This is a genomic window from Mycobacterium sp. ITM-2016-00318, assembly GCF_002968285.2.
GTDB lineage: Bacteria > Actinomycetota > Actinomycetes > Mycobacteriales > Mycobacteriaceae > Mycobacterium.
Genome location: NZ_CP134400.1, coordinates 3,440,419 through 3,455,398, shown reverse-complemented (window position 1 = coordinate 3,455,398; position 14,980 = coordinate 3,440,419). Strand labels below are relative to the sequence as shown.

The following is a 14,980-nucleotide window of genomic DNA, read 5'->3' as shown; positions in this document are numbered from 1 at the left end:
AAACTGGGTTGATGCGCCTGTACCGCGATCGCGCGGTGGTGCTTCGCCAGCACAAGCTCGGCGAGGCCGACCGGATCGTCACCCTGCTCACCCGCGACCACGGGTTGGTCCGTGCGGTGGCCAAGGGAGTCCGGCGCACCCGCAGCAAGTTTGGATCCCGGCTGGAGCCGTTCGCGCACATCGACGTCCAACTGCACCACGGCCGCAATCTCGACATCGTCACCCAGGTGCAGGCCATCGACGCGTTCGCCGCCGACATCGTCAGCGACTACGGCCGCTACACCTGTGCGTGTGCGGTGTTGGAGACCGCGGAACGGCTGGCGGGCGAGGAGCACGCGCCAGTGCCCTCCCTTCACCGGCTGACGGTCGGTGCATTGCGGGCGGTGGCCGACAACAGCCGTCCATGGGAACTCGTGCTGGACGCGTATCTGCTGCGGGCCATGGGAATCGCGGGATGGGCACCCGCGCTCACCGAGTGTGCCCGCTGCGCCACGCCAGGACCGCACCGCGCGTTCCACATCGCGGCGGGTGGCAGTGTGTGCATGCATTGCAGACCGTCCGGATCGACCACCCCGCCGCAGGCGGTGGTCGACCTGATGTCGGCGCTCTACGACGGGGACTGGGACGCCGCCCAGGCATCGCAGCAGTCGCACCGCAACCAGGCCAGCGGGCTGGTTGCTGCGCATCTGCAGTGGCATCTGGAACGTCAGCTCCGAACGTTGCCGCTGGTCGAGCGCGTGTACCGGGTTGATCGCGCGGTCGCCGAGCACCGCGTTGCGCTGTTCGGGCAGGATGGCACCCGTGGCGGTGATTCGGAAGGGCCAGCGGGCGGCCAAGACCACGTACCCCCAGCTGCCTCCGGCGCCTGACGACTATCCGACCTTTCCCGACAAGTCGAGCTGGCCGGTCGTCTTTCCTGAGTTGCCGCAGCGCAGCAACGGCAGGTTCGCCAGGCCGCCACAACACACATCGAAGGCCGCCGCACCCCAGATTCCGGCCGACCAGGTACCTCAGCACGTCGCCGTCGTGATGGACGGCAACGGCCGCTGGGCCACCCAGCGCGGCCTGGGCCGCACCGAGGGCCACAAGATGGGTGAGGCGGTGTTGATCGACATCACTTGCGGCGCCATTGAAATCGGCATCAAGCACTTGACGGTTTACGCCTTCTCCACGGAGAACTGGAAGCGCAGCACCGAAGAGGTCCGCTTTCTGATGGGGTTCAACCGCGAGGTCGTCCGGCGTCGGCGGGAGAACCTCAACGACATGGGTGTGCGCATGCGTTGGGTCGGCTCGCGGCCGCGGATGTGGCGCAGCGTCATCAAGGAGTTCGACATCGCCGAACAGATGACGGTCGGCAACGACGTCATCACCATCAACTACTGCGTGAATTACGGCGGCCGCACGGAAATCGTCGAGGCCGCACGAGAGCTCGCGCAGGAGGCCGTCGACGGCAAGGTCAATCCCAGCCGGATCAGCGAGGCGGCATTCGCCAAACACCTGCACCGCTCCGACATCCCTGACGTCGACCTGTTCATCAGGACGTCGGGGGAGCAGCGGGCGAGCAACTTCCTGCTGTGGCAGGCGGCTTACGCCGAGTATGTCTTTCAGGACAAGTTGTGGCCAGACTACGACCGTCGAGACCTTTGGGCGGCGTGCGAGGAGTACGTGAACCGCAACCGCAGATTCGGCCGCGCCTGATGTCCCTCGCCGGCCGGCTGCGGATGGCGCTCGACGGTGCGCTGCCGGTCGAGGAGGAAGACGACGGCGCGTTGACCGTTCACCACGACCACACGTTCGCCTCGCTGCGGGTGGTGGCGATCGCCGACGACCTCGAGATGATTTCGCTGACGCAGATTCTGGCGTGGGATCTACAGCTGGACAACGAAGTTCGCGCGAAGGTGGCGCAGCTCGCGCACGACACCGTGCTGGGTACCGTGTCGCTGGCGGAGCAGGTGGCAGGCGGTGGCGTCGGCGACGTCACGCTGCGTTACAACTTCCCGGCGGCAGGCCTGACCGACGACGCGTTGCGGACGCTGATCATGATGGTGCTCAGCACGGGCGTCGATGTGCGCGCGGAATTGGTCGGCGACACCGGTGCCTAGTCACCCGGCGTGCAACCGCCGCACACACCGAAGATCTCGATGGTGTGGCTCACGTCGGAGAAGCCGTGCTCCCGGGCGACATCGGCGGCCCACGTCTCCACCTGGCCGCCCTGCACCTCGACCGTGCAACCGCACACCCGGCACACCAGATGATGGTGGTGATGGTCGGAGCAGCGCCGGTAAACCGATTCGCCGGTGTCGGTGCGCAACGTGTCGACCAGACCCGCGGTGGCCATCGACTGCAGTGTGCGGTACACGGTGGTCAGCCCGATGCCCTCGCCTCGGCGGCGAAGTTCGTCATGCAGATCCTGGGCGGAGCGGAAGTCGTCGAGCTTTTCGAGCAGCGCCGATATCGCCGCACGCTGCTTGGTGGCGCGCACGCCGTTCACTCGTCCTCCCCAGCGTGTGTCACGGCGGCGACGACGATGTGTGCGAGGTGGTGATCGACGAGGCGGTAGAGCACTTCCCGGCCGGAGCGCTCGCCCGCGACCACGCCCGCCGCCTTGAGGATGCGCAGATGCTGGCTCACCAGAGGCTGGGGTACTCCTAGCGCGTCGACGAGTTCGTGCACGCAGCGCGACGACTCCCGCAATTGCAGCACGATCGCGATCCGCACCGGCGCTGCGAGTGCGCGCAGCAGGTCGCCTGCGGTGTCGAGGACGTCGCGGGGTGGCAGATCAGGCAGCGGCGAGTCGCTGTGCTGGTGGTGGTCGTCGACCTGCCGGGGATTTTTCTGTTCCTCGCGTGCGCGATCGAAGGTGGAAACCGTTTCCATTATGCCGGCCACGATACATGCGTGATCACGCATGTCAACGGCGTCGGAAGACCCGCTCGGGTCATCGTTAGGCTTGGCACCCGTGGCGTCCATCATCGACACCGTTGCGAACCTGGCCAAGCGCCGTGGTCTGGTCTACCAGTCCGGCGAAATCTATGGCGGCACCAAGTCCGCTTGGGACTACGGCCCTTTGGGCGTCGAGCTCAAGGAGAACATCAAGCGCCAGTGGTGGCGGTCCGTGGTCACCAGCCGCGACGACGTCGTCGGTCTCGACAGCGCCATCATCCTGCCGCGGGAAGTGTGGGTGGCTTCGGGACACGTCGAGGTGTTCAACGACCCGCTGGTGGAGTGCCTCAACTGCCACAAACGGCATCGGCAGGACCACATGCAGGAGGCGTACAGCGAGAAGCAGGCGAAGAAGGACGGTGTCACAGTCGATCCCGACTCCGTGCCGATGTCGGAGATCGTGTGCCCGGATTGCGGCACCAAGGGGCAGTGGACCGAACCGCGCGACTTCAACATGATGCTCAAGACCTACCTCGGCCCGATCGAGACCGAGGACGGCCTGCACTATCTGCGGCCGGAGACCGCGCAGGGCATCTTCGTCAACTTCGCCAACGTCGTCACGACGTCCCGCAGGAAGCCGCCGTTCGGTATCGGCCAGATCGGCAAGAGCTTTCGCAACGAGATCACGCCGGGCAACTTCATCTTCCGCACTCGCGAGTTCGAGCAGATGGAGATGGAATTCTTCGTCGAACCCGATTCGGCGCCGGAATGGCATCAGTACTGGATCGACACGCGTCTCGAGTGGTACGTCGACCTCGGAATCACCCGCGACAACCTGCGGCTCTTCGAGCATCCCAAGGAGAAGCTGTCGCACTACTCGGACCGCACGGTCGACATCGAGTACAAGTTCGGCTTCCAGGGCAATCCGTGGGGTGAGCTCGAGGGTGTCGCCAACCGGACCAATTTCGACTTGTCAACGCATTCAGAGCATTCCGGCGTCGATTTGTCGTTCTACGACCAGGCCAGCGACACCCGATACGTGCCATACGTCATCGAGCCGGCGGCGGGCCTGACGCGGTCGTTCATGGCATTCCTCGTCGACGCGTACTCCGAGGACGAGGCACCCAACGCCAAAGGCGGGGTGGACAAGCGCACCGTGCTGCGCCTCGACCCGCGGCTTGCCCCGGTCAAGGCGGCGGTGCTGCCGCTGTCGCGGAATGAGGACCTGTCGCCCAAGGCCCGCGTTCTGGCCGCCGAGCTGCGCAGGTCGTGGAACGTCGAGTTCGACGACGCAGGCGCGATCGGGCGACGGTATCGGCGTCAGGACGAGATCGGCACGCCGTTCTGCGTGACGGTCGACTTCGACACGCTCGACGACCACGCCGTCACCATCCGCGAACGCGATGCGATGTCGCAGGAGCGCATCGCGCTCGACGCCGTGAGCGACTACCTGGCTGTGCGGCTCAAAGGCAGCTGACGAAGCACCGCGATCGATCCTAGAAGCGGCCGCCGCCTCCCAACATGCCGCCGCCTCCGCCGGAGCCGCCGAACGAGCCGGTGCTGAAACCGCCGCCGCCGAAACCGCCGCCGAAGCCGCCGCTCAGGACGTTGCCGATCAGGATGCCTCCGAGGATGGCACCCATATTGCCGCCGCCGCCTCCGCCGCCATAGGGACCCATGTACGAACGTTGCGCGTTCTGCACGTCGGCGCTGGCCAACGACTGGGCCTGTGCTGCCAGCATCGACGCGCCATTGGCGTGCGCGATGGCCTCGACCGGATCGGTCGACCGCTTGGCATCTGCGGCGCCGATGTGCCGGACGGCCTCGGCAAGACGCGTACGCGCCTCCGGACCGACGATGCCCCGCCGGGTGTCGATGAAATCGGACACCGAACGCACCCGCGACCGTGCTGTGAACAACGCCTCGTCGAGCGCCCGGGTCAGCCGTTCGGCCGCCTCACGTTTCTGTTCCACGTCGGCCAGCAGCCGGTCCAGATCCGCGTCGGCCTTGGTCAGTTGGGTGAACGACCCCAGCGGATCTTGAGATCCGTTGCGCTGGGCGGTGGCCACCGCCGCCGCCGCGGCGTCACGCGCCTGGGCCAGTTGCGCTGCCTGCGGCGTCGACCCTTGGTGCAAGAGGACACCGGCCTGCTTGATTCCGTTCTGAATGTCCTCGATTGCGGCGGGCAAGGTGGCGGCCGCCCGCCGGATGTCGCTGGCCGCACTGTCCACGGCATCGAGCAGCGAGCGGGCCTGAGCGAGAGAGGCCTCGGCCGCTCGAACGCACTCGACCAGTTCGGTCTGGCGGCCCGCCATCGGCCGGTCGGCCAGTTCCCGGCCGCGGGTGATGTTTTGGTCGGCGAAGCCCAGTAGTTCCTTCGCCGCGTCCACGTTTCCACTGACGGAAGTCAATGCGGTGTCATCGAATTCACTGTGCAGCGCCGTGAGCTTCTGCTCTGACGGGCCAAGCCGGGCGGTGATGTCGACGACCTGTTGCGTCAGCGCGTCCAGCCGTGTCGGCGCATTGATAACCAGATCCCGCAGTTTCGCGAACGCCTCGCTGCGGGCGTCCAGCTCCCGGTCGGCTTTGGCGGCGGCGACCACGACTCGAGTTAACAGATCCCGCCGCTGAGCCGGCGTCTCAGGGATGGCGTCGTCGAGCTGCTGGCGCACATTGAACGCCTGCGCCAAGGTGATTTTCGCGTTGTTCACCGCACGCACGAACGGCTCGGTCTCTTTCTCACCGAACTCGCCGAGGGCAAGGTCCAGTTCATGCTCGCTGGTGCGCAGGGCGTTGTCGACTTCGACGACCATTGCTTTGGACATGTCGTCGAGCGCATCGACGGAAACCGCAGCCAATGCCTGCGGGTCTGTGGGGTCGACCCGGCGCGCTGCGGCGAACTCGGCTTCTCGACGCTTGCGACGGCGTCGCCGCCGCCACAGCAGCAGTAAAGCGAGCGCCAGCCCGATCACCGCGAGTGCCACGAGCAAACCGACCCACGAAATGCTGCCGGGCGACTCGTCGAGCCCGCTAGCCGCTGCCACCGCGGCGCCGGCCCAATCGGTTTGGCCGAGTGCTGGCTCAATCCCGTTGCGTCGCACATTATCCAGCCTGCTGGAACTCAGTTCGGTGGCGCTTTCGGGAACTAGAAAGGCATACGCCCGATCGACGGTTGCCACCGCCAGCAGTGCGTCGAAATCACCCAGATCGCTCGCCCTCATTGTGTTGCGTGCCCACGTTTCGGCGCTCTGGCCGGAAAACGAGTCGACGTAAACCACCCACAATCGGGTCTTGCGACTCGAATACAGCGAGTCGATCGCCGACGTGACGTTGCTGCGGTCGGCGCCGTTTAGGACACCAGCCTGGTCGGTGACGTAGCCGGGCAACCGGAACGGTGGCGTGCTGCCTGCGGTCGGTGCCAACAGCACACCGGTGGCCAGAATCGCGAGGATCAGGCTGAGCAAGCGGGCGATGCGCATGATCGCCAATGTAGTGCGCGCCCACACCGAGACGTCCGGTACCGGCCAAGACTCCTGGCAGACTATGCGTCGGTGGCCATGATCAAAGACGCGTACGACGAATTCGACCGGCAGCGCCTGGTGGTCGAATCGCCGAAGATTGCCGCGTTGCCGGGGACGGACTCCGAACACCGCACCGATTTCGCCCGTGACAGGGCCAGGGTGCTGCACTGCGCGGCGTTGCGGCGACTGGCTGACAAGACGCAGGTGGTCGGCCCGCGGCTGAACGACACCCCGCGCACCCGGCTGACCCATTCGCTCGAGGTCGCACAGATAGGCCGGGGGATGGCGATCGGGCTCGGCTGCGACCCCGACCTCGTCGATATGGCCGGGCTGGCCCACGACATCGGCCATCCGCCGTACGGACACAACGGCGAGCGAGCGCTGAACGAGATCTCCGATGCGTACGGCGGCTTCGAGGGCAATGCCCAGAACTTCCGCATCCTGACGCGCCTCGAGCCGAAAGTGCTTGACCCGCAAGACCACAGCGCCGGGCTGAACCTGACCCGTGCGGCGCTGGACGCCGTCACCAAGTACCCGTGGCAGCGGAGTCCGCAGCGCAGCAAGTTCGGTTTCTATCGCGACGACATGGCCGCAGCGGACTGGATGAGGGACGCCGCGCCGGACTCCCGTCCCTGCCTGGAGGCCCAGGTGATGGACTGGGCCGACGACGTCGCCTACTCGGTGCACGACGTCGAGGACGGAGTGGTGTCGGGCCGGATCGACATGCGGGTCCTTGCCGACGACGACGCGGCTGCCGAACTGGGACGGCTGGGGGAGTCCCACGGAATGGGCGGCGGCCTGTCCGCCGACGATCTGGTGTACGCGGCCGTGCGGCTCTCCGAGCTGCCGGTGGTCGCCGCGGTCGGCAAATACGACGCGACACTGGCCGCTTCCGTCGAGTTGAAGAAGCTGACCAGCGAGCTGGTCGGACGGTTCGCATCCGCGGCGATCGCCGCGACCAGGGCGGAGGCAGGGCCGGGCCCGCTCGTTCGATACGCCGTCGACCTGCGTGTACCCGAACTTGTTCGCGCCGAGGTATCGGTGCTGAAGGTGCTCGCGCTGCAGTTCATCATGTCTGATCCGCGGCATCTGGAACTCCAGGCCCGCCAGCGCGAGCGGATCCGCCGCGTGGCCGACTGGTTGTTGGCGGGTGCGCCGGCCTCGCTCGATCCGATCTTCGTGCCAGCGTTCAACGCGGCCGCCGATGACGGCGGCCGGCTACGCGTGGTCATCGACCAGATTGCATCGTTCACCGAAGGCCGATTGGAGCGCCTGGAACCGGCTCTAGACTGATTCGGTGGCCGGCCGTATCCCTGATCGCGATATCGCAGCCATTCGTGAACGCGTGCGGATCGAAGACTTGGTCGGCGACTATGTTCAGCTGCGGCGCGCGGGGGCCGACTCGCTGAAGGGACTGTGCCCGTTCCACGACGAGAAGTCGCCGTCCTTCCACGTTCGGCCCAACCACGGCCACTTCCACTGCTTCGGCTGCGGCGAGGGTGGCGATGTTTACGCGTTCATGCAGAAGATCGAGCACGTGAACTTCGTCGAGGCGGTCGAACTGCTCGCCGATCGCGTCGGCTACACCGTCACCTATACCGGAGCCGCGACCAGCGTGCAGCGCGACCGGGGAAGCCGCAGCCGGTTGCTCGCGGCCAACGCCGCCGCCCAGGAGTTCTACGCGGAAACGTTGAAGTCTGACGAGGCCGCGCCCGCGCGTCAGTATCTGCTCGACCGCAACTTCGACGCGCAGGCCGCGGCTCATTTCGGCTGTGGATTCGCCCCGTCGGGTTGGGACACGTTGACGAAACACCTGCTGCGCAAGGGCTTCGAGTTCAAAGAGCTCGAGGCCGCCGGGCTGTCGCGGGAGGGCAAGCGTGGCCCGATGGACCGCTTCCATCGCAGGCTGCTGTGGCCCATCCGGGTGTCCAGCGGCGAGGTCATCGGGTTCGGCGCCCGTAGGCTTTTTGAAGACGACCAGAACCAGGCGAAATACGTCAACACACCCGAGACCGTGCTGTACAAGAAGTCGTCGGTGCTCTTCGGCCTCGATCATGCCAAACGGGATATCGCCAAGGGCCACCAAGCCGTCGTCGTCGAGGGCTACACCGACGTGATGGCGATGCATCTGGCGGGGGTGACCACCGCGGTGGCCTCCTGCGGAACCGCGTTCGGCGACGAGCACCTCGCGATGCTGCGCCGACTCATGATGGACGACAATTTCTTTCGCGGCGAGCTCATCTACGTGTTCGACGGCGACGCGGCAGGGCGGGCGGCGGCTGTCAAGGCGCTCGACGGCGAGCAGAACCTGGCGGGCCAGTCGTTCGTCGCCGTCGCCTCCGACGGCATGGACCCGTGCGACCTGCGTCTGAAATTCGGTGACGGCGCCCTGCGCGACCTGGTGGCACGGCGAACTCCGTTGTTCGAGTTCGCAATTCGGACCGCCCTTGCCGACCACGACCTCGAGAACGCCGACGGCAGGGTGTCCGCGCTGCGGCGCTGCGTGCCGATGGTGGCGCAGATCAAAGACCCGACGCTGCGCGACGAGTACGCCCGCCAGCTGGCCGGCTGGGTCGGCTGGGACGACGTGGCCCAGGTGGTGGGCAGGGTCCGCGACCAAGCCAAGGGCGGCAGGCAGGCGTCTGCGCAAGCCAGCAGGGCCGGTCGACCCGCCAAGTCTGCCGCTGCTGCCGTCGCCCGGCCCGACCCGCGGGATCCGACGCTGTGGCCGCAGCGGGAGGCGTTGAAGTCCGCACTGCAGTACGCCGCAATCGCCGGACCGGTGTTCGACGCTCTGTCGGTCGAGACTTTCACGCACCCGGGATACGCCGCGGTGCGGGCCGCCATCACCGCTGCGGGCGGCACCACCGCGGGCGCCAAGGGAGCCGAGTGGATCGAGGCGGTCCGCCAGCACACGGGATCGGATGCCGCTGCGAGCCTCGTCACCGAGCTCGGCGTGGAGTCGATAAGGGTCGAGGACGACGAGAGGCTGCCGCGCTACATCGGTGGAGTGCTCGCGCGACTGCAGGAAGTGGCCGTCGGCCGCCGGATCGCAGAGGTGAAATCCAGGCTTCAGCGGATGTCGCCGGTGGAGCAGGGCGACGAGTACCACGCGCTGTTCGGCGACCTGGTCGCAATGGAGGCCTATCGCCGCAGCCTGCTGGAACAGGCCAGTGGCGACGACCTTACTGCGTGATCAGCGGCCACAAGATATGGTGTAGACACCTTAAGACCTCTGGTGAAAGGCAATTCGGTGGCTTCGAAGAAGACTCGTCGGGTGATCGCCCTCAGTGCATTCGCGGCTGCCGCGGCTGCGCCGGTCATCGCCGCGACCGCGATCTCGGCCTCCGAGCCTCAGACCTACCAGGCATATCCGGGCGAATGCCTGGCCTGGTTCGGGAACCAGGAGGACGGCAAGTGCCTGTCCTACTCCAATGGCACGACCAGCGGCGGCACGCCGTGGGGCATCTACGGGCCCAACAACTACCAGAACCGGGGGCTGCTGCCGGGTCAGACGTACACCGGCCCCCTCCGCTAGCGACGCCTGTCGGCCGTCGGCGCAGGCTGCGGCCTCAGTACGTCGGTTTCGGTATCGATCTGCGTCAGCGTCACCATCTCCGGATCGGGTGAGACCCGATCGGCTATCTTGCGGCGACCCGCCGTGATCACGGCCTTGGCCGCCGGGCTTTCGGTGACAGCGCGATAAGTACCCGCGATCTGCTCATATCGGCGCCGGCCCGCCTTCGTACCCAACACATAGCCGACGGCCAATACGGCGACATACCCGAACACAGGGCCCCTCCCAGACGATGGTGCGACAGGCTCCATCCTGCCTCACGGATGGGGGTGCCCGCCGGGCCGGGAGACCATTGGCGGGCCTGCCCGACCGTAGGCTAAAGTCAACCCTCGGTCCGCGGAGGAACCGGCGGGCCGGGCAATCCCCTGTAGCTCAATTGGCAGAGCATTCGGCTGTTAACCGAAGGGTTGGTGGTTCGAGTCCACCCGGGGGAGCAGGTCTAACGGCAGGTCAGCTCCCTTTGAGATTCTCGCCAACCCCCGCGTGCTATACACGTGCTATCTGACGCAGGCGCCTGGTCTACAGGAGTCCAAGGGTGTCGCTTCATTCGAGCCAAGGAATGTGCGACTACTACACCCTTGCTTCGCCGCAGTACCGTCGCGGCCTGCGCCAGATCAAAGACTTAAGTGCACCGTTCGAGCTTTTAGAGGACCTCGGGTGGCCGGGCCGTGCAGATCAGCCAGTGTCCAGGCGGTCCCTAATCTCCTCGCGCACCCGCGTTGTACCGAAGTACCGAAGCGTCATTATGGGCTGACTACATTCAGAACGAAGTTCGCATCGGTTTGATTGGGCACCTGGATGGTGCCATCGCCGCGGGCACCCGTATAGATTCCTGTGCCGCCCAGGATTAACAGGGGGAGAGTCTCGCCTCGACCCAGCAGAGCAGCACTGTCGGCCAAGACTTGTATTGCGATCTGCCCGCCATCGAGTACAAAGGTGCAGGCGAACAAGACCTCGCCTGCGGTGAGGTCTCCACTCAACGTGGTGACTTGGCCTGCAAGTCGGCCGAGTCTGATTCCTCCCGGCTCGTTGAACACCTCGCCCGAGAAGACGAGCTGGTCTCCTGGGCTTGGCCCCGCAGGACCGAGGTCCAAACTCGTTTGCTGGGTGTCGTGGGTGAAGAAACCTAGGGTTGTATTGGTTTCGGCTGCCGCCTTGTAGCTGAACCCGGCTGGCATCGGCAGTGCCAGCGCAACAAGGAATGCGATGGTCGACGTGGCATTTGCTGCACGGCGGCTTTTCATGACCCTCCCCCGTTAAGCGGTGGCGTGGATAGGCGCCCCTAATGAACGAAGTATTGCAAACCTAGCAACAGCGAGGTGGGCGGATCCCCGAGGTGAGGCGCACATCTGCAATTTGGGTGCAACTTGCTGTCGCGTGGGCTGTAGTGGCGTTGCGCCCAACCGCTGCGCTGGGTGCCGCGGTCTTAGGAGTCACTGGGTGGGGGTGAAGTACTCACGGCAGGCGGTAATTTGTTGGTCCTTCACCTCGCAGACCCCCATGTGCGGTATCGCTAACGACTTCCAATCGATGATCCAGTGATCGATGCGCTCCATCAGCACGACATCGCCCGCCGTTGCAAGATAAAGGATCTCGTGGTTTCCGCGAATCCGTTGCCCTTGGCCGTCACGTGCACAAGGTGTACCTGGCGGGAGTTATAGGGCGTAATCTTTGCCTATGAGTGCCGCGCTTGTCGTGGTTGGCTTTTCGCTGGTGATCGTTCTGATGACCACAGCGGTGGTCCGGCGGGTGCGGCGCAACCGGATCCGCCCTCACAGGGATGCAATCCCTGAGGATGGATTCCGTCGCCAGATTACGGACCTTCGGCCCAAAGCCCAGGTGTCGCTGGACGGCAATGGCGACGCGGCAGAAGCCCCGCGCCCGGTTGTTGGGGCTGATGATCTCGCCGCCCTGGTTCAGCGCGCCGTGCAGGACGCCCCGGAACGAGAAGTCGTCGGGGATTACCGTCATCAGCGTCGTGCCAAAAGGCGCCGCAGCGTCTGGGCGGCCGGAACGGCCGGCACAATGGGCGCCACTTACTGCATTGGGCATATTGGCTGGGGTGACAGCGGCGGTAGCGGCGGAGACTGCCACGGCGGAGACTGCCACGGCGGCGGCGGGGGTGCGGCGGCGGGGGAGACTGACGCAGGCAAGCAGCCGTCCGCGGCAACAGTCAATCTCACGGAAAACACCACGCCCCATTAGTCCTTAACTCGGCTATCTGGTTGCGCTCGCGGGGCGATAGGCCCTAGCGGCACGCAACTGCGTCAAAGTCGCGAGTGGTGACGCCCGGCGTCGCTACGCTCAATGCCGTGCCGGAAACGTCGTACGCGTCATGCGGCGGCCTCAGCGTGGCGTATCAGGTGTTCGGCGCCGGGCCCGTGGACCTCGTGTTCGCGGGATCGTTCGTCAGCAACCTCGAGTTGAGCTGGGCTGTGCCCGAATTCGTTGCTTTCTTCGAGCGGCTCGCGACGTTTTGTCGCGTCCTGCTGTTCGATAAGGCCGGCGTCGGCCTGTCGGACCCGGTCCCGCGGGTCCGCACGCTGGATGACCGGGCCGCCGAGATCGAGGCCGTCATGGACGCCGTCGGTTTCGAAAGAGCGGCGATTTTTAGTGGCAGCGAGGGTGGCGCCGCTGCCATCGTGTTCGCGGCGACACGACCAGAGCGAACGCGGGCGTTGATCTTGACCGGCAGCTTCTCGTACTTCGGGTTCGAGGGATGGGACGACCTCAACCGCGATCCGGCCGAGCTGCGCGCGCGCGTCCTTGCCGAGCTAGGCGAGGAGTACACGCCCTCGGTGCAGCAGCTCGCCCGCTGGCAGGCATGGCTGCGCGCCGCGGGCTCGGCCTGGGGCAGCGGTGCGGCACTGAAAGCTCTTCTGCCCTCAGTGCGTTCGTCGACGCGCCAGCTCGGAATGGTGGAGCGCATGAGCGCCAGCCCGGGGATGGCGCGCGCGGCGCTCGAAGCGGCGTTCCGGATCGACGTGCGGCCGATCCTGGCGACGATCAACACCCCCACCCTGGTCATCCATGGCCGCGACGAAGTCATTCCAGTGCAAGAGGGCCGGTATCTGGCCGACCACATCCCCGGCGCTCGGTTACTCGAAGTCGCCGGCAGGGACCACGTGCCCTGGTTCGCCGACCCCGACAGGGTCCTCACCGAGTTGGAGGAGTTCCTCACCGGCAGCCACGCCGCGCCGTCGCCGTCACGGCGCGCCCTGCGCACCGTGTTGTTCACCGACATCGTCGCCTCAACCGCGCACCTTGCGGCCACAGGCGATGAGCGGTGGCGGGCGGTGCTGCACCGGTTTGACGAGATCACCGTCGACCGCGCGGAACACTTCGGGGGCACGGTGGTGGAGAGCACCGGCGATGGTCACCTAATCACCTTCGACGGCCCGACGCAGGCCATCCGCTGCGCCGAGGCCGTACATGCTGAAGCCCAGACACTGGGCATCGAGATCCGCGCCGGCATTCACACCGGCGAGTGCGAGCTACTCGACAACGGTATCGCCGGGATCGCAATACACATCGCAGCGCGCATCGTCGACCAGGCCGGCGCCGGAGAAATCCTGGTTTCCCGAACCGTGCGTGACCTGGTCGTCGGCTCGGGCACGGGTTTCGAGGATCGCGGCATCGTCGAGTTGCGGGGTGTACCCGGCAGCTGGCAACTGTTGGCGGTCGATCGCCACGGCGCGCGGGCGGGCTCGGCCGAGGCCGAACTGGTATCAACACCCACCCCTGGCCCTCGCACCGCCATGCGCCGAACGGACCGCGCCGTGGCGGTGATAGCCAGGCGCACACCGTGGATCCTGCGCGGGGTAGCCCGCCTCGCCCCGGCCTCCAGCCGCAACTGACCAGCTGCCGGAGTCAGCGCGCTCGGAGATGCCTCGCGGGACGGCTTCTGATTCCGGACCGAGCTGGCGGCAGAATGACCGAAGCCGCAACGTCGCTTGATTATTCGCTTGGCCGAGTCGTGCACCGCCTGCAGTAGTTGGGTCGTCAGTTGCACCGCAAGCCGGCGCTGACTGACCAGAGACTGCAACCGGAACATGTTCAACTCGGCGCTGTCAGATGCGCCGTGAGGCTTCTCGTCGTAGCCGTCGCGTTCAGTCATGGCTAATAGTTTGCGCGCGCTTCGGTTCGTAGGCGTGGGTGGTCCAATACCTGTCGCCCGGGGAATGAGTTCAGCCCCATGCGAGCAACGGTCCGGCGGCAAGGTTCCCCTAAGAGTTCCTTGCGTGCGCAACAGCGCCGATATTCGTAGTGCTAATCCGTCTGATCCGCGACCGAACGGGCGACAATGTATGCGGCGGCGAACGGTCTGACTGACCCGGGAGTTGCGCCTCGTGCGGTTCCCCCGGACCGGCCACTTCACCCGCGGCCGGAATATCGGATGCACACGAAGGGGGTCTCCAGTGTCCGAGCAGGAAAACAACAAGGAACTCATCAAGAGGGGTTACGAAGCCTTCTCTGCTGGTGATGTTGAAACAGTGATGGATCTCTTCGACGATGACGTGGAATGGGTGCAGCCGGGCGCAAGCGCGGTCAGCGGCACATTCCACGGCAAGGCCGAAGTCATGGAGTACATGGGTCGGTTGGCCGAGAGGTCGATGAGCGTGAATCTGAAGCGGCTCATTGCTGAGGGCGACACTGTCGTCGCCATCACCGACGTGACCGTTGACGGCCAGACCGGCGAGGACGCGGACGTGTTCACCATCCGCAACGGCAAGACAGTCCGCGCCGAAATGCACGGCGACACGGCGTTGATGGAGAAGGTCTACGGCAAGAAGGAACTCGCCGCAGGCTGATCGAATCACCACTCACGCGAGCAGGCGTCATCTACCGATGGCGCCTGCTTCTTGTTTGCGGACCCGCAGAATCTCCAAACCGTCGAACGCACCCGCCTCGAACGGGTCCTGGATCTCTCTGTGTGGATCGACATGTACAACCCGACGGTCGTCTTCTGACCCCGGCGTCGTCCCGCGTTGGAGCCAGT

16 protein-coding genes and 1 tRNA gene are annotated in these 14,980 nt (G+C 65.8%); 11 read left to right on the top strand and 6 right to left on the bottom strand.

What is annotated here, in order from left to right:
• Positions 1-11 precede the first annotated feature (11 nt).
• The 3 genes from recO to C6A82_RS16900 are packed head-to-tail and all read left to right on the top strand — an operon-like array spanning position 12 to position 2,102.
• Entirely contained in the window at positions 12-869 is an 858-nt protein-coding gene (gene recO / locus C6A82_RS16910) for a DNA repair protein RecO (protein ID WP_105347815.1), read from the top strand.
• A complete protein-coding gene (locus tag C6A82_RS16905) occupies positions 808-1,698 on the top strand; it encodes a decaprenyl diphosphate synthase (protein ID WP_233217096.1) in 891 nt (296 codons plus the stop codon). Before recO ends, C6A82_RS16905 begins: the two co-directional genes overlap by 62 nt.
• A complete protein-coding gene (locus C6A82_RS16900) occupies positions 1,698-2,102 on the top strand; it encodes a hypothetical protein (RefSeq protein WP_105347794.1) in 405 nt (134 codons plus the stop codon). The genes C6A82_RS16905 and C6A82_RS16900 overlap by 1 nt, the downstream gene beginning before the upstream one ends.
• On the opposite strand, the gene C6A82_RS16895 is transcribed toward C6A82_RS16900, so the two are convergent.
• Both C6A82_RS16895 and C6A82_RS16890 read right to left on the bottom strand, forming a co-directional pair.
• Complete coding sequence (locus C6A82_RS16895) at positions 2,099-2,491, bottom strand: Fur family transcriptional regulator (RefSeq protein ID WP_105347793.1); 393 nt, start codon at positions 2,489-2,491, stop codon at positions 2,099-2,101. The two genes, C6A82_RS16900 and C6A82_RS16895, sit on opposite strands and share 4 nt — an antisense overlap.
• On the bottom strand, positions 2,488-2,877 hold the full coding sequence (locus C6A82_RS16890) for a metalloregulator ArsR/SmtB family transcription factor (protein WP_233217095.1): 390 nt from the start codon (positions 2,875-2,877) through the stop codon (positions 2,488-2,490). The genes C6A82_RS16895 and C6A82_RS16890 overlap by 4 nt, the downstream gene beginning before the upstream one ends.
• A gap of 31 nt (positions 2,878-2,908) precedes the next feature.
• On the opposite strand from C6A82_RS16890, the gene C6A82_RS16885 reads away from it, so the two are divergent.
• The gene (locus C6A82_RS16885) at positions 2,909-4,360 is read left to right on the top strand and encodes a glycine--tRNA ligase (protein ID WP_199193909.1); all 1,452 of its coding nucleotides are present in this window, start codon (positions 2,909-2,911) and stop codon (positions 4,358-4,360) included.
• Positions 4,361-4,379: 19 nt separating this feature from the next.
• Here C6A82_RS16885 and C6A82_RS16880 read toward each other — a convergent pair whose 3' ends face one another.
• Positions 4,380-6,362 carry a TPM domain-containing protein gene (locus C6A82_RS16880; protein ID WP_105347790.1) on the bottom strand — a complete coding sequence of 661 codons (1,983 nt, stop codon included), beginning with the start codon at positions 6,360-6,362 and terminating at the stop codon, positions 4,380-4,382.
• A 78-nt stretch (positions 6,363-6,440) separates the two neighbouring features.
• Between C6A82_RS16880 and C6A82_RS16875 the strand changes: the two genes are divergently transcribed.
• The 3 genes from C6A82_RS16875 to C6A82_RS16865 all read left to right on the top strand — a co-directional run bounded on the left by C6A82_RS16875 (position 6,441) and on the right by C6A82_RS16865 (position 9,942).
• Positions 6,441-7,697 (top strand): deoxyguanosinetriphosphate triphosphohydrolase, encoded by a 1,257-nt coding sequence (locus C6A82_RS16875; protein ID WP_105347788.1) that lies wholly within the window; start codon positions 6,441-6,443, stop codon positions 7,695-7,697.
• Between the two features lie 4 nt (positions 7,698-7,701).
• Positions 7,702-9,600, top strand: coding sequence for a DNA primase (gene dnaG / locus C6A82_RS16870; protein WP_105347786.1), 1,899 nt, complete (start codon positions 7,702-7,704; stop codon positions 9,598-9,600).
• An 81-nt stretch (positions 9,601-9,681) separates the two neighbouring features.
• Positions 9,682-9,942, top strand: a complete 261-nt coding sequence (locus C6A82_RS16865) for a hypothetical protein (protein WP_311101391.1) — start codon at positions 9,682-9,684, stop codon at positions 9,940-9,942.
• Here C6A82_RS16865 and C6A82_RS16860 read toward each other — a convergent pair.
• A complete protein-coding gene (locus tag C6A82_RS16860) occupies positions 9,939-10,196 on the bottom strand; it encodes a hypothetical protein (protein ID WP_105347785.1) in 258 nt (85 codons plus the stop codon). The genes C6A82_RS16865 and C6A82_RS16860 overlap by 4 nt on opposite strands.
• A 146-nt stretch (positions 10,197-10,342) precedes the next feature.
• Between C6A82_RS16860 and C6A82_RS16855 the strand changes: the two genes are divergently transcribed.
• Positions 10,343-10,415 (top strand) — tRNA-Asn (locus C6A82_RS16855).
• Between the two features lie 309 nt (positions 10,416-10,724).
• Here the strand turns inward: C6A82_RS16855 and C6A82_RS16850 are convergent.
• Complete coding sequence (locus C6A82_RS16850) at positions 10,725-11,225, bottom strand: hypothetical protein (protein WP_142406031.1); 501 nt, start codon at positions 11,223-11,225, stop codon at positions 10,725-10,727.
• Positions 11,226-11,414: 189 nt separating this feature from the next.
• Positions 11,415-11,591, bottom strand: a complete 177-nt coding sequence (locus C6A82_RS26985; protein WP_396836819.1) for a limonene-1,2-epoxide hydrolase family protein — start codon at positions 11,589-11,591, stop codon at positions 11,415-11,417.
• 67 nt (positions 11,592-11,658) lie between these two features.
• On the opposite strand from C6A82_RS26985, the gene C6A82_RS16845 reads away from it, so the two are divergent.
• From C6A82_RS16845 to C6A82_RS16835, 3 genes are all read left to right on the top strand, one after another.
• Positions 11,659-12,186 (top strand): hypothetical protein, encoded by a 528-nt coding sequence (locus tag C6A82_RS16845; RefSeq protein WP_105347780.1) that lies wholly within the window; start codon positions 11,659-11,661, stop codon positions 12,184-12,186.
• 107 nt (positions 12,187-12,293) lie between these two features.
• A complete protein-coding gene (locus tag C6A82_RS16840; RefSeq protein WP_105347810.1) occupies positions 12,294-13,838 on the top strand; it encodes an adenylate/guanylate cyclase domain-containing protein in 1,545 nt (514 codons plus the stop codon).
• Positions 13,839-14,399: 561 nt separating this feature from the next.
• Entirely contained in the window at positions 14,400-14,792 is a 393-nt protein-coding gene (locus C6A82_RS16835) for a nuclear transport factor 2 family protein (protein WP_105347778.1), read from the top strand.
• Positions 14,793-14,980 lie beyond the last annotated feature (188 nt).

Excerpts from the sequence above, each read along its gene's own strand:
- C6A82_RS16845 (WP_105347780.1), top strand. The coding sequence starts at position 11,659 with ATGAGTGCCGCGCTTGTCGTGGTTGGCTTTTCGCTGGTGATCGTTCTG.
- C6A82_RS16880 (WP_105347790.1), bottom strand. The coding sequence starts at position 6,362 with ATGCGCATCGCCCGCTTGCTCAGCCTGATCCTCGCGATTCTGGCCACC.
- C6A82_RS16890 (WP_233217095.1), bottom strand. The coding sequence starts at position 2,877 with ATGGAAACGGTTTCCACCTTCGATCGCGCACGCGAGGAACAGAAAAAT.
- C6A82_RS16850 (WP_142406031.1), bottom strand. The coding sequence starts at position 11,225 with ATGAAAAGCCGCCGTGCAGCAAATGCCACGTCGACCATCGCATTCCTT.
- C6A82_RS16885 (WP_199193909.1), top strand. The coding sequence starts at position 2,909 with ATGTCAACGGCGTCGGAAGACCCGCTCGGGTCATCGTTAGGCTTGGCA.
- recO (WP_105347815.1), top strand. The coding sequence starts at position 12 with ATGCGCCTGTACCGCGATCGCGCGGTGGTGCTTCGCCAGCACAAGCTC.
- C6A82_RS16900 (WP_105347794.1), top strand. The coding sequence starts at position 1,698 with ATGTCCCTCGCCGGCCGGCTGCGGATGGCGCTCGACGGTGCGCTGCCG.
- C6A82_RS16875 (WP_105347788.1), top strand. The coding sequence starts at position 6,441 with ATGATCAAAGACGCGTACGACGAATTCGACCGGCAGCGCCTGGTGGTC.